At 63.5% G+C, this 12,692-nt stretch carries 13 protein-coding genes; 6 read left to right on the forward strand and 7 right to left on the reverse strand.

All coding sequences use genetic code 11. The features are described 5' to 3' along the window. Positions 1-70: 70 nt before the first annotated feature. The 3 genes from PverR02_RS27685 to PverR02_RS27695 form a co-directional block, all read right to left on the reverse strand. Positions 71-682: a 3'-5' exonuclease gene (locus PverR02_RS27685; protein WP_079444771.1), complete on the reverse strand. Its 612-nt coding sequence runs from the start codon at positions 680-682 to the stop codon at positions 71-73. A 46-nt stretch (positions 683-728) separates the two neighbouring features. Beyond that, positions 729-1,205: a LabA-like NYN domain-containing protein gene (locus PverR02_RS27690; RefSeq protein ID WP_017848308.1), complete on the reverse strand. Its 477-nt coding sequence runs from the start codon at positions 1,203-1,205 to the stop codon at positions 729-731. A 128-nt stretch (positions 1,206-1,333) separates the two neighbouring features. After that, positions 1,334-2,098 (reverse strand): DUF2076 domain-containing protein, encoded by a 765-nt coding sequence (locus PverR02_RS27695; RefSeq protein ID WP_017848309.1) that lies wholly within the window; start codon positions 2,096-2,098, stop codon positions 1,334-1,336. A 181-nt stretch (positions 2,099-2,279) separates the two neighbouring features. Here PverR02_RS27695 and PverR02_RS27700 point away from each other — a divergent pair, with 181 nt between their 5' ends. Further along, positions 2,280-2,939: a YciC family protein gene (locus PverR02_RS27700; RefSeq protein WP_046381956.1), complete on the forward strand. Its 660-nt coding sequence runs from the start codon at positions 2,280-2,282 to the stop codon at positions 2,937-2,939. Positions 2,940-2,979: 40 nt separating this feature from the next. Then, on the forward strand, positions 2,980-4,068 hold the full coding sequence (locus tag PverR02_RS27705) for an endonuclease/exonuclease/phosphatase family protein (RefSeq protein ID WP_079444772.1): 1,089 nt from the start codon (positions 2,980-2,982) through the stop codon (positions 4,066-4,068). A gap of 32 nt (positions 4,069-4,100) precedes the next feature. Here the strand turns inward: PverR02_RS27705 and hrpB are convergent, their stop codons facing one another. Beyond that, positions 4,101-6,608 (reverse strand): ATP-dependent helicase HrpB, encoded by a 2,508-nt coding sequence (hrpB, locus tag PverR02_RS27710; RefSeq protein ID WP_079444773.1) that lies wholly within the window; start codon positions 6,606-6,608, stop codon positions 4,101-4,103. Positions 6,609-6,791: 183 nt separating this feature from the next. On the opposite strand from hrpB, the gene PverR02_RS27715 reads away from it, so the two are divergent. Next, positions 6,792-7,211, forward strand: a complete 420-nt coding sequence (locus PverR02_RS27715) for a hypothetical protein (protein WP_017848313.1) — start codon at positions 6,792-6,794, stop codon at positions 7,209-7,211. A 15-nt stretch (positions 7,212-7,226) separates the two neighbouring features. Further along, entirely contained in the window at positions 7,227-8,120 is an 894-nt protein-coding gene (locus tag PverR02_RS27720; protein ID WP_017848314.1) for a cation diffusion facilitator family transporter, read from the forward strand. On the opposite strand, the gene PverR02_RS27725 is transcribed toward PverR02_RS27720, so the two are convergent. Beyond that, complete coding sequence (locus PverR02_RS27725) at positions 8,117-9,178, reverse strand: DUF6515 family protein (protein WP_079444774.1); 1,062 nt, start codon at positions 9,176-9,178, stop codon at positions 8,117-8,119. The two genes, PverR02_RS27720 and PverR02_RS27725, sit on opposite strands and share 4 nt — an antisense overlap. 415 nt (positions 9,179-9,593) lie before the next feature. On the opposite strand from PverR02_RS27725, the gene PverR02_RS27730 reads away from it, so the two are divergent. Then, positions 9,594-10,073: an Lrp/AsnC family transcriptional regulator gene (locus PverR02_RS27730; protein ID WP_003194418.1), complete on the forward strand. Its 480-nt coding sequence runs from the start codon at positions 9,594-9,596 to the stop codon at positions 10,071-10,073. Between the two features lie 165 nt (positions 10,074-10,238). Next, positions 10,239-10,448 (forward strand): DUF2788 domain-containing protein, encoded by a 210-nt coding sequence (locus PverR02_RS27735; RefSeq protein WP_026140189.1) that lies wholly within the window; start codon positions 10,239-10,241, stop codon positions 10,446-10,448. Here PverR02_RS27735 and PverR02_RS27740 read toward each other — a convergent pair. Together PverR02_RS27740 and amn are read right to left on the reverse strand one after the other, a co-directional pair. Beyond that, complete coding sequence (locus PverR02_RS27740; RefSeq protein WP_017848317.1) at positions 10,443-11,078, reverse strand: pseudouridine synthase; 636 nt, start codon at positions 11,076-11,078, stop codon at positions 10,443-10,445. The genes PverR02_RS27735 and PverR02_RS27740 overlap by 6 nt on opposite strands. Positions 11,079-11,149: 71 nt before the next feature. Continuing rightward, positions 11,150-12,622, reverse strand: a complete 1,473-nt coding sequence (amn, locus tag PverR02_RS27745; protein WP_167379492.1) for an AMP nucleosidase — start codon at positions 12,620-12,622, stop codon at positions 11,150-11,152. Between the last annotated feature and the right edge of the window lie 70 nt (positions 12,623-12,692).

A 12,692-nucleotide genomic window follows, 5' to 3' on the forward strand; every position in this document is an offset into this window, starting at 1 on the left:
AGCTTATGTGTAGCTGACCCACCGCAATCGGGGGCAAGCCCCCTCCCACATGTTGAACGGCGTTGTTCTATCAGAACCCGCGATGCTTCTTCAAATGCTCATTGATCTTCGCCGCCGGGACTTTCTGCAAGGTACACAGCAGGTCGTGGGACAGCTCGCGCAAGCCATGGGTTCGCCGCAGTTGCTCGGCCAGGTGCACCGTCAGGTTAGCCGCCATCTCCGCATCGGCCATGGCCCGGTGAGCCTGGCCGGTGTGGGGCAGTTGGGCGTAGCTGTTGAGGGTGCCGAGTTTGTGGTTGGGTGCAGCAGGCATGAGGCGGCGGGCCAATAGCAGCGAGCAGGCGAATTTTTGCAGGCGGGTGCGGCGGATCAGGCCCAGTTCGAAGTCCCAGAACTTCTGGTCGAACGCGGCGTTGTGCGCCAGCAGCGGTGTGGTGCCGACGAACTCGTTGACTTCGTTCATCACCCGCTCGGCCGGCGGCGCGCTGCGCAGCATGGCGTTGCTGATGCCGGTGAGCTGTTCGATAAAGCCCGGCACGCGCACACCTGCGTTCATCAGGCTCTGGTAGCGGTCCACGATCTGGCCACGTTCGAGGATGACCACCGCGATTTCCGTGGCCCGGCAGTGGCTGCTCGGGGTGATGCCGGTGGTTTCAAAGTCGATGACCGCTATACGTTCCAAACCTGTTCCAACTCCGTCTAAGCATTTATCTATTGAACCGCAGCGCTTATTTGAGCAGCAACGCGCCTTCGATCGGCACGTAGCGGCTGGCGGCGCGTATCAGTGAGTTGGCCGTCAGCCCCGGCACGCCATAGGCCACAGCTTCGACGCCATGCTTGTGGATGATGCGGTCGAGCAGCATGTCGAAATCACCGTCGCCGGAAGCCAACACCACTTCGTCGACGTTAGCGGCGGCGTCCATGATGTCGATGGTGATACCCACGTCCCAGTCGCCCTTGGCCGAGCCGTCGCTGCGCTGGATGTAGGGTTTGAGCTTCACGGTAAAGCCCAGGTTGCGCAGGATCTGCTGGAATTGCTGCTGCTTGCTGTCACCACGGTCGATGGCATAGGCATACGCCTCGACGATCTGCCCGCGCGAGCTGATGTCAGCCCACAGGGCGGCGTAGTTGAAGTGGCAGCCATACGCCTGGCGCACGGTGTAGTAGAGGTTTTGTACATCGGCGAACACTGCAATTTTCTTCACCGCACTTCCCCATGACTGCCGCTTGGACCCCGGACGCGAAGGTCCGCAAAGGTTGCCAGTATGCCAGCCACGGGAAAGTTTCCGGGAAAAATCAGCCCGGGGCGGCAAAGCGCCCCGGCCTGGATGCGTCAGACGAAGGAATCGTCGTCGTCGAAGGAGGACGAGTTGTCGGAATAATCACTGTCCGCGAAGCTGTCGGAATTGTTGCTGCCCCAGTTGTCATTGCCAGCAAACTTCTGGTCATCGTTGCCCCAGTTGCTGTTGTCACTGGCAGGCGCGGGCACTTCACGGATGATTTCTTCCACCACTTGCGGCTGTTGCGAGTTGTGGTTGAACAGGCTGCTGATACCTTCCGCCAGCATCACACCACCGGCCACACCCGCTGCGGTTTTCAGGGCGCCACCGAGAAAGCCACTGCCGATGGGGGCGGCGGCGGGTTGTTGCGGCTGTTGGTAATTCTGCTGTGGGGCGGCGTAGTTTTGTTGCGGCGCAGGTTGACCGAAAGACGGCCGAGCCGGTTCACGCCAACCGCCGCCGGATGAGGCCGGAGCGCTCTGTGGCGGTTGCGCGTCACGGGAACCGCCGCCGAAAATGCTCGACAGAAAGCCACCGCTGCTCGGCGCCGGTTGTGCCGCCTGGGACTTGGCCCGCTGCAGCTCGTCCTGCAATTGCTGGATCTGTTGCGCCTGCTGCTTGTTCTGCGCGTCGAGGTTCTTGAGCGCGTGTTCCTGCACCAGGATCGACTGGGTCATGTAGTACCCGGCCGCCGGTTGGCGCGTCATATGCTCCTTGATCCGCGCTTCGGCCTGCGCGTCGCGGGGGGCTGAGTCCGTTTCGGCCTGTTGCAGCCGTGAAAACAGTCCATCGATCAGGGTTTGCTCTTCGCTGTTCATGGCGACCTCGTTAGATTGCCGGTAGAAATCATGGTCCGACCTGTGATCAGGCTCGGTCCTGCTAGTTATGGGGGTGTTACCAGTTGTTTCAATGGTCTTTACTCAAGGTTTACGTTTGCTTGCTCACGGCACCTATCGGTTAAAGTGTGCCCCTGCTTTTTTTCGGCCTGTGATGACTCTGATGAATCCGTTAGATGTGCTGCGCGACTCCCTCCGTTTCACCCAGCGCAACCTGGGCGCCATCGTCCAGCTGTGCCTGCCGCTGGTGATCCTCGAAGCCCTGCTGCAACAGGTGCTCGACCACACGCTCGGCCCGGACGCCTTCCCCGGCTACAGCGTGGTGGTGGGGTTGCTGGTGTATCCGCTGTACACCGGGGCGCTGATCCTGTTTCTCGACGCCCGCACCCGTGGCGAATCGCCGCGCACCAAGGATGTGTGGGCCATGGCCCTGACGCTGTGGCCGCGCTTCGCCCTGCTGACGGCGATGAGCACCCTGCTGATACTGCTCGGGCTGTCGCTGTATTTCCTGCCGGGCCTGTGGCTGATGGTGGTGCTGGCGTTCGCCGAATACCTGCTGGTGCTGCGCGGCATGCCTGCACTGGCGGCGATGAAGGAAAGTTTGCGCCTGACCCGCGGGCATTTCTGGCGAATCCTGGTGTGCCTGCTGTGCGTAATGACGCCACTGTGGCTGCTCAAAGGCGCCAGCATGGCCGCGTATCCCGAGCCCGCGCCGTTGCTGGGCGTGCTGATCGACAGCGCGCACAGCTTCCTGCAGCTGTTTACCAGTGTGGTGCTGTTCCGTTTATTTATGCTGATCGGTGGCGACGCCGACGTGCGGTGATATGCTCCGTGTCACCCCTGACACGCTATAAGCCGAGCCGATGACCCGTTTATTGCGCATCACCTTGCTGGGCCTGCTGATCATCGCGGGCCTGCTGACGGCCCTGATCTACAGCCTGACCTGGCGCCCCGCCGACAAGCAAACCCTGCCCGTGAGCTGCATCGCGCCCCGTGCGCCGACCCTGCTGCCCGGGCAGGCGCTCAAGGTGATGACCTGGAACGTGCAGTACCTGGCCGGCAAGAACTACGTGTTCTGGTACGACACCGCCGACGGCAGCGGCCCGGACGACCGCCCCACCGTCGAAGACATGGCCTTCAGCCTCGACGAAGTGGCCCGGGTGATTCGCGACGAACAGCCCGACATCCTGCTGTTGCAGGAACTCGACGAAGGCGCCAAGCCGTCCCACTACCAGGATCAGGTGGCGCTGCTGCAAGAGCGGCTCGTCGATCTCTACCCCTGCAGCGCCCAGGCCTTCGACTGGAAAGCCGACTTTATCCCCAACCTGCATATTTTCGGCAGCGTCGGCCGCAAGCTGGTGACCCTGAGCCGCTACCAGATCGAACACGCCGAACGCCTGCAACTGCCCGTACCGCCCGCGGATTTCATCAGCCGTCAGTTCCAACCCAAACCGGCGTTGCTGCTGACCTATCTGCCCTTGAGCGACGGCGGCCAACTGGCGGTGCTCAACACTCGCCTGGAGGGCGACGCACCCGGGCGCAGTGCAGTGCAAGCACAAGTCCAGGCCACGGTGAAACTGCTGGATAAGTTCGAAAGCCGCGGTACGCCGTGGTTGATCGGTGGGGATTTCAATTTGCTGCCGCTGGGGCAATTCCTGCGCCTGGATGCCGGTAAACGCGGGCAGTATTCACCGGACAGCGAACTGCATCTGCTGTGGGACAAATACCCGATGATCCCGAGCAACAGCGAATCCAGCGGGATTGATCGTGAGCAGTGGCTGACGCACTTTCCGAATGACCCGAGCCTGGACGGGCCGGATCGCACCGTCGATTACCTGTTCTACAGCTCGCGGATCAAGCGTGTAGAAGCCAAGGTGCGCCAGGCGGATACGTTGCGCATTTCCAACCATCTGCCAGTCATCGCCCGCTTCTTGCTGCCCGCCGCGCAATAACCGCCCCTCCCACATTTGAGTCGCGGTCACGCTTACTTGCGTGGTTTGATTCGGGCGGTGGCCTCGGCCACCAACGGGTCATCCGGCCAGTAATGTTTGGGATAGCGCCCTTTCAGATCTTTCTTCACCTCGGCGTAGGTACTGCGCCAGAAGTTCGCCAGATCCTGGGTCACCTGCACCGGCCGTCGCGCCGGGGACAGCAGGTGCAACTTGACCACCTGGCGCCCGCCGGCAATGCGCGGTGTATCCGCCAGGCCGAACAATTCCTGCAGGCGCACCGCCAGAATCGGCGGATGCTCGCTGTAGTCCAAGCGCACCGACGAACCCGACGGCACTTTCAAATGGTGCGGTGCCAGTTCGTCCAGGCGTTGGGGCAACGGCCAGGGCAACAGGTTGTGCAGGTAGCTGGAAATATCCAGATTGGCGAAATGACTGAGGCGCGAGACCTTGCCCAGGTAAGGCATCAGCCAGTGCTCCAGGCTGGCGAGCAAGGCGCTGTCGCTGACGTCGGGCCATTCGCTGGTGGTGCCGGTGTCCAGCTGGCGCAGCAACATCACACGGGCCTGCCATTGGCGCAGTTCCGGCGTCCAGGGCAACAGCTCCAGGCCTTTGCGCCGGACCAGGTTGACCAGCGCCTGGCTGCGGGCGTTTTCGTCGAGGCCGCTGAGGGGTTCGCGGCTGAGCACCAGTTCGCCGACTTTGCGCTGGCGCTCGGCGCGCAGCACGCCTTCGCGCTCGTCCCAATCCAATTGGTCGACGGTGCGTACTTGTTCGGCGAGGACCGTGTCGAACAGCGCCGGATCAAAATCCGCCGCCAGGTAGATGCGTTCTTCGCGCTGGCCCTGGCGGCTGCCCAGGTCGGCAATCACCAGCCAGGCTTGTTTCATCAGGCTATCGGCCTCGGCGAACAAGGCGGCGCGGCCATTGGCCAGGCGGTATTCGGCGCCGCCGGGGCGGCGTTGTTGGGCCACGCGGTCGGGATAGGCCAACGCCAGCAGCGCGCCAAGCCAACGCGGGTGTTCGGGGTCGGCCACCGGCTGGGTCGCCTGGCCGCGCAAATAGCCGCGATATTGCCGGGCCAACTGCTTGGCGCGCTGAACACCACCCTGAGTGCCCCGCGCGCGTTCTTCACCGGACAATAACGCCAGGCGACTGTGCAGATCCGCGCCGCCCCCGCGCAGGATGTCGCGCTCGCCCAGCAGCGCGGCGACATCACACGCAGTGGCCGCCAGCCCCAGATCCTGCCCGCGCAGCAGCAGATGGGCGATGCGCGGATGGGCCGGCAGCTCGGCCATCTTCTGGCCGTGGGCGGTCAGTTTGTCGTCATTCAAGGCGCCGAGGCGTTGCAGCAGGTCCTGGGCCTGGGCATACGCGGCAGCGGGCGGCATGTCGAGCCACACCAACTGCGCGGGCGCAACGCCCCAACGCGCCAGTTGCAAGGCCAGCCCGGCGAGGTCGGCGGCGAGAATTTCCGCGCTGCCATAGGCGGCCAGGCCTTCGTGCTGGTCCTCGGACCACAAGCGATAGCACACGCCCGGTTCCAGGCGCCCGGCCCGACCGGCACGCTGAGTGGCGCTGGCGCGGGAGATGCGCTGGGTGTCGAGGCGGGTCATGCCGCTGCCGGGGTCGAAACGCGGCACACGCGCCAACCCGGCGTCGATCACCACGCGCACGCCATCGATGGTCAGGCTGGTCTCGGCGATGTTGGTGGCCAGCACCACTTTGCGCTTGCCGGCGGGTGCCGGGTCGATGGCGGCACGCTGGGCGTTCAGGTCGAGTTCGCCATGCAGCGGGCAGAGCAGCACATCGCGGCGATCACCGAGCACGTCCGCCAGTTGCTGGTTGACCCGGCGGATCTCCGCCTGGCCGGGCAGGAACACCAGCACGCTGCCGGTTTCGTCATGCAAAGCGTCGAGGATGGTCTGCACCAGGCGCGGCTCGATGAATTCACCGGCCTGGTACGGCCGCCCCCAGCGCATCTGCACCGGGAACATACGCCCTTCGCTGCGCAGGATCGGCGCGTTGTCCAGCAGCGCGGCCAGGCGCTCGCCTTCGAGGGTGGCGGACATCAGCAGGATTTTCAGCGGCTGCTCGTCGCGAAACAGGTCGCGGCCATTCAGGCTCAGGGCCAGCGCCAGGTCGGCGTCGAGGCTGCGTTCGTGGAATTCGTCGAAGATCAGCAGGCCCACGCCGTCCAGCGCCGGGTCGTCCTGCAGGCGGCGGGTGAGGATGCCTTCGGTGACCACTTCGATGCGTGTGTTGGGCCCCACTTTACTGTCGAGGCGGATGCGGTAGCCGACGGTTTCACCGACCTTTTCCCCCAGCTCGCTGGCCAGGCGCTCGGCGGCGGCGCGCGCGGCCAGGCGTCGGGGTTCGAGCATCAGGATGGTCTGCCCGGCCAGCCAAGGCTCATTCAACAAGGCCAAGGGTACGCGGGTGGTTTTACCGGCGCCGGGCGGTGCTTCCAGCACGGCTTCATGGCGATTCGCCAAGGCGTCACGCAGGGCGGGTAAAACATCATCGATCGGCAACGAATTCATACTGGCTCCAAAGCAGAGCGGCGAGTATAACGGCGAACTGTCGGATACCGGTGGTGGTCTCCCGTAGGCGCGAGCCTGCTCGCGAAAAATCACAGAGCACCACGCACATTCAGGCAGCACGCGGTATCGTTAACGTCTTTCGCGAGTAAGCTCGCTCCCACAGTGACTGACAGGAGATTTTCCATGCGTATCGCTTCCCGTGTCATCGGCGGTGTCCTCGCCGTCACTCTGCTGAGCCAACTGACGGCCTGCGGTTCGATTTTCTATCCCGACCGCCGCGGCCAGATCGACGGCAAGATCGACCCGACGATTGCCGTGCTCGATGCCGTGGGCCTGCTGTTCTACGTGATCCCTGGCCTGATCGCCTTCGGCGTCGACTTCGCCACCGGCGCGATCTACTTCGAACCGGGCAAGACCGCACAAGTCGCCCCGGAGAAACTGCAGCAAGCCATCGGTGCCGACGGCAAGGTCGACACCGCCAAGCTGCAGACCATCATCCAGCAGGAAACCGGTCGCACGCTGCCGCTGGACGACCCGCGCATGATCCAGTTCAAGGGCAGCGTGCAACAACTGGCGGCCCTCGGCTTACAACCGTCCGCCTAAGGATCTGACCCGCTTATGACCAGCAGTCCCGAACACGCCCGGCTCTTGCGCCTGGCCACGCGCGCCTCGGTGGGCGTGGCCTCTGTGCTGATTGTGACCAAGGCCATCGCCTGGTGGCTCAGCGGCTCGGTGAGCATGCTCGCCGGGTTGACCGATTCGCTACTCGATGGTGTCACCTCGCTGCTCAATCTGCTGGCGGTGCATTACGCCCTGCGCCCGGCCGATGACGATCACCGTTACGGGCATGGCAAGGCCGAGTCGCTGGCCGGGATGGCGCAGGCGCTGTTTATCGCCGGCAGTGCGGTGCTGATTGCGTTGCAGGCATTCGAACGGATCAAGCATCCCGAGCCGGTGGGCGCGCCGTGGCTGAGCATTGGCGTGATTATCTTGTCCCTGGCGCTGACCGTGGCCCTGCTGGTCCTGCAACACCACGTGGTGCGGGAAACCGGCTCAAGCGCCGTGCGCGCCGACTCGCTGCACTACCGCTCGGACCTGCTGCTCAATGGCAGTATCTTGATTGCGCTGATCCTGGCCGGTTTCGGCTTCCATCAGATCGACGCCTGGTTTGGCCTGGGCATCGCGGCCTACATTCTGTGGAGCGCGATCCAGATCGCCCGGGAAAGCTTTGCCGTGCTGATGGACGAAGAACTGCCGCCGGACGTCAGCCAGCACATGCTGGAATTGGCGCGTGGCGTACCCGGCGTGCTGGGCGCACACGACTTGCGCACGCGGATTTCCGGCAACCACTGGTTTGTGCAACTGCACCTGGAATTGCCGGGGGAATTGACGTTGTCTGTCGCCCACGGCATCAGCGACCAGGCCGCCGATGCCATTCACAAAGCCTACCCGCGGGCCGAAGTGCTGGTACACGCCGACCCGTTGGATGTGGTGAGTGGCGCCCAGGCCTAGTACTGCACCTGATAGCCGCGACTGCTCAGGCAGTTGCCCTGGGCCTGGCGGTAGGCTTGCACCACTGCCGGGGCTGGAGCGTAGGTGACCGCTTGCGGGTCAAAGCCACTTTGCTGCACGGCCCAGCGATAACAGTCGTAACCATCCTGCTGCACCTGCGCCGGTGACTGGCCGTTGGCGGGATAGGCCACCACGTCATAACCGTTACCCTGGGGTGCTGGCTGCGGTGCCGGTACGGCGGTCGGCGGTTCCACCACCACGTACTGCTGGGTACTGTTTTCGTAGGTGTAATAAGCACCCGCCGCGAGGAAGAACAGCGCACCGCCCACCCACACTTCGCGCGCGTAGTCCGGCAAGTAATGCACGCGGATGCCATACGGCGGCGCCACCACTACATAGCGCGGGCCTTGCGGGCGATACCAGTAGCCGCCGGAGAAGAAATAATCCTGGCCACGGTAAGGCACGCGGTAATTACGCTCGGGAAAACGATCCACCATATACCCCGGGCGATACTGCGGGCCGGGGCCCCAGCCGTTGCCGTGCCCATCGGGGCGACCTGGCCAGCGATTATCACCGGGACGCCCATTGTGGTAGCCGCCGTCGTTGCCTGGACGTGAACCGGGGCCACCGGCCTCCCAATGTTGATTGCCGTCGTTGCGGCGCGGGATATCGCGGTAGTAACCCTCACGCGGTTCCTGGGTCTGGCGCACCGTATCGGGCCGCCCCTGGATCGGCAGGCTGTTCGACGGTTGTGGCTGCGGTGCCGGGCGACCCGGCTCATTGCCCTGGGGCCGGCCTTGCCCCTGACCGCCGCCGTTCGGGCCGCCGCGATCAAAATGTGGGTTCTCCGGGCGTGGCTGATTGTTCTCAGGCCGAGGCGGCGCGATCTGCGGGCGTGGCTGATTATTCTCGGGCCGCCCGCCACCTTCAGGGCCGCGTTCATGCTGCCCGCCGCCCTGCGGCCGCTCGGGTGAATTATCACGCTCGTCCGCTGTTACCTGCGCGCTGACGCTGACCACCAACAAACCAACACCTGCCATTCGCCAGATGCGCTTCATGCTCTTCCTCACTGCGGTTTAGGGCTTATCAATGAGACTGGAAAAGCCTCGCCCGGTTCTGGAACAGGTTATCAGTCACGAGAACTATTTTCTTAAGGCAAAAAGAAAGGGGCAGCCCGTCGGCCGCCCCTTGAGAACTTCGTCCTGGCTCAACGCTTATGACGTTGGCTCACCTCACGCCGTCTTGTGGACAGTGTGCAGCCTGGAGGCCGGCTCAACCCTGCTGGGGTGGCGGCCGCAGCGGGCCTGATTGGGCGAGCTGCAGTGGACTATGTCCAGGCGGTGATTCTGTTGGTAATCATAGGCGCAGCGCCCCGGCAGATGATTGCGAAGATTGCGTCAATAAACAGTGCTTGCGCAATTTTTAACCCTTAAGGGATAATTCACCGCAATAGTTACGACAAAGGCCAGCCCCATGAGCAAACTTGACCGATACGACCTGAGTATTTTGGCGGAATTGCAGCGCGACGCGAGGATCTCCAACCAGGAGTTGGCCGAGCGTATCGGGCTGTCGCCGTCGCCCTGCTCGCGCCGGGTCAAGCAATTGGAGGACGACGGCTACATCGCCCGCCAGGTCGCGCTGCTCGACCGCAAGATGCTCGGCCTGAGCCTCACCGCCTACGTGCTGATCGGCATGGACCGCCACACCCCCGAGCGCTTCGAGAACTTCGAAGCCGCCATCCGCACCCTGCCGCAGGTGCTGGAATGCAGCCTGGTGACCGGGATGGATGCCGACTATCAGTTGAAAGTGGTGGTGCCCGACATGGATCACTACCAGAAGCTGCTGCTGGGCCACCTCACTCGGATCGAAGGCGTGACCAGCGTGCGCTCGAGCTTTGTGCTGAACCAGGTATTGAACAGCACCGAGCTGCCGCTGACCCACCTGCGTACTTGAGATCGGTGACGGTCAAAGGTGGGAGTGGGCTCGCTCCCTCCCACATTCAGCCTGTGTTTCAACCGTGAAGTCTGCCTGCGACGCACCGACGCAGGTCAATGCCCAGCCCGAGCACTGCCGTATACTTCCCGCCTGCCCTGTCGGAAAAATTACCGAATGAACTCGATTGACCCCGCACTATTCGAAGAATGGATGATGACCGGCCTGGTCACGATTCTGATCATTTTCATGGGCTTCATCGTCTGGGACCTGGCGAAAAAATCCAAGGCCGGGCGTTTTGGCTCGTTCATTCTGTTCTTCGTGCTGGGCCTGGGCGTGGCCGCGTTCGTCATCAAGAGCGTGGTGATCGGCCTGATCGAGTCCGGCGCCTTATAAGCGCGCCGGTACGGCCTTCCATTGGCCCTGATCCAGGCCGTCGATGGACCAATCGCCAATCCGCACGCGCACCAGGCGCAAGGTGGGCAACCCCACCGCCGCGGTCATGCGCCGCACCTGGCGGTTTCGCCCCTCACGAATCACCAACTCCAGCCAGTGGGTCGGCACGCTTTTGCGAAAACGCACCGGCGGGTTGCGTGGCCATAACTCAGGCTCGTCCAGTTGCCGGGCTTCGGCGGGCAAGGTCATGCCGTCGTTGAGCTCCACCCCGTCGCGCAGGCGTTGCAGTTGTTCTTCGGTAGGTTCGCCTTCCACCTGCACCCAGTAGGTTTTCGCCAGCTTGTGCTTGGGGTCGGCAATCCGCGCCTGCAATTGACCGTCGTTGGTCAACAGCAGCAGGCCTTCGCTGTCACGGTCCAGGCGGCCCGCCGGGTAGATGCCGGGGATGTCGATAAAATCCTTGAGGGTCGCCCGCCCGCCTTCGTCGCTGAACTGGGTCAGCACGTCGAACGGTTTATTGAACAGGATCAGCTTCGGCTCGGCCGGTGGCGCCTTGGCGACGCGACGGGCTGCGGAATACGGGGCTTTCACGCCAGGGCGACGCGAATCGGGACGGCTGGGACGGGACATGGCAAAGGAACATCTAACGGTCAGGACCGACAATGCTAGTGGCCTGACCGCTAAATGACCATCCCAACCGCTTAGCGGAACGGCGGCTCGTCGAAGCTGCGCAGTTTGCGCGAGTGCAGCGAGTTGAGCTCGGTGCGCAACAGGTCGACCGCTTCGATGCCGATCTTCAAGTGCTGGCTGACCGCCCGCTCATAGAACGCGTTGGCCGAGCCCGGCAGCTTGATCTCACTGTGCAACGGCTTGTCCGAGACACACAGCAACGTGCCGTAGGGCACGCGCAAACGGTAGCCTTGAGCGGCGATGGTGCCGCTTTCCATGTCCACCGCGACGGCGCGGGACAGGTTGATCAGCGGCCGTTCCTGGGCCCAGCGCAGTTCCCAGTTGCGGTCGTCGTAGGTCAGCACGGTGCCGGTGCGCAGGCGCTTTTTCAGCTCTTCGCCTTTTTCGCCGGTGACGTTGGCCGCCGCTTGCTGCAAGGCCATCTGCACTTCGGCCAGGGCCGGGATCGGGATGTTCGGCGGCACTACGCGGTCGAGAATGCCGTCACGGCGCATATAGGCGTGAGCCAGGACATAGTCGCCGATGGTCTGGGATTGGCGCAGGCCGCCGCAGTGGCCGATCATCAGCCAGCAATGCGGACGCAGCACGGCCAGGTGGTCGGTGATGTTCTTGGCGTTGGACGGGCCGACGCCGATGTTGACCAGCGTCACCCCGTGGCCGTCAGTGGCCTGCAGGTGGTAGGCCGGCATCTGGTAACGGTGCCAGACCACGCCTGCGGCAATGGCGGACGCTTCGCCGTGGTCCATGCTCTTGTCGATGATCACGTTGCCCGGCAACACCATGCGGATAAAACGCGGGTCGCTGCGCAGTTGCTCCAGGCCATGCACGATGAACTGGTCGACATAACGGTGGTAGTTGGTCAGCAGGATCCACGGCTGTACATGGCGCCAATCGCTGCCGGTGTAATGCACCAGGCGGCGCAGGGAAAAGTCCACGCGGGCCGCATCGAACAGGGCCAGGGGCAGCGGGTCGGTGTTTTCCCAGTCGTACAGGCCGTCGGCGATGCCATCGGTGGCGGCCGACAGGTCGGTGCTGGGGAACACCCGCGCCAGGGTCGCGGCGGTCACGCCGGAGCCGGCCAGTTCGTCGCCCTGCTCGACCACATACGGGTAAGGAATATTCTGCTGGCTGACGCCGACTTCCACCGTCACGGTGAAGTCGTGCATCAGCGGCACCAATTGCTCCAGCAGGTATTTACGGAATGCCGACGGATGGGTGACGGTGACGCTGTAAGTCCCCGGCAGTTGGACCTTGGCATACGCCCGGGTGGTTTGTGGGACTTCGCCATGGCATTGGTAAGTCAGGCGCAGCTCCGGGTAACGAAACATCGCGCGTTGTTCGGCGTCGGGCTCGACGCGGTCCTTGAGGTATTGCTTGAGGGCCTGATTGAGCGCGCCGGTAGCACGCTCATGCAGAGCCGCCAGCCGGTCCACGGCTTCTTCGGCGGTTTGAACGACAACAAAAGCTTCGGTCACGGTAAGCATCCTGTGTGCTGACTTGCAGACCTTTATCTTGCCTGTATCCCGGCCAGACGCAAACTTTGAATTGGCATGC

It is taken from the genome of Pseudomonas veronii (assembly GCF_002028325.1).
Taxonomy (GTDB): Bacteria; Pseudomonadota; Gammaproteobacteria; order Pseudomonadales; family Pseudomonadaceae; genus Aquipseudomonas; species Aquipseudomonas veronii.

What these genes read in the sequence shown, in the direction of transcription:
- PverR02_RS27695 (WP_017848309.1), bottom strand. Translation starts at nt 2,098, where the DNA reads ATGAACAGCGAAGAGCAAACCCTGATCGATGGACTGTTTTCACGGCTG.
- PverR02_RS27700 (WP_046381956.1), top strand. Translation starts at nt 2,280, where the DNA reads ATGAATCCGTTAGATGTGCTGCGCGACTCCCTCCGTTTCACCCAGCGC.
- PverR02_RS27705 (WP_079444772.1), top strand. Translation starts at nt 2,980, where the DNA reads ATGACCCGTTTATTGCGCATCACCTTGCTGGGCCTGCTGATCATCGCG.
- hrpB (WP_079444773.1), bottom strand. Translation starts at nt 6,608, where the DNA reads ATGAATTCGTTGCCGATCGATGATGTTTTACCCGCCCTGCGTGACGCC.
- PverR02_RS27715 (WP_017848313.1), top strand. Translation starts at nt 6,792, where the DNA reads ATGCGTATCGCTTCCCGTGTCATCGGCGGTGTCCTCGCCGTCACTCTG.
- PverR02_RS27720 (WP_017848314.1), top strand. Translation starts at nt 7,227, where the DNA reads ATGACCAGCAGTCCCGAACACGCCCGGCTCTTGCGCCTGGCCACGCGC.
- PverR02_RS27725 (WP_079444774.1), bottom strand. Translation starts at nt 9,178, where the DNA reads ATGAAGCGCATCTGGCGAATGGCAGGTGTTGGTTTGTTGGTGGTCAGC.
- PverR02_RS27730 (WP_003194418.1), top strand. Translation starts at nt 9,594, where the DNA reads ATGAGCAAACTTGACCGATACGACCTGAGTATTTTGGCGGAATTGCAG.
- PverR02_RS27740 (WP_017848317.1), bottom strand. Translation starts at nt 11,078, where the DNA reads ATGTCCCGTCCCAGCCGTCCCGATTCGCGTCGCCCTGGCGTGAAAGCC.
- amn (WP_167379492.1), bottom strand. Translation starts at nt 12,622, where the DNA reads ATGCTTACCGTGACCGAAGCTTTTGTTGTCGTTCAAACCGCCGAAGAA.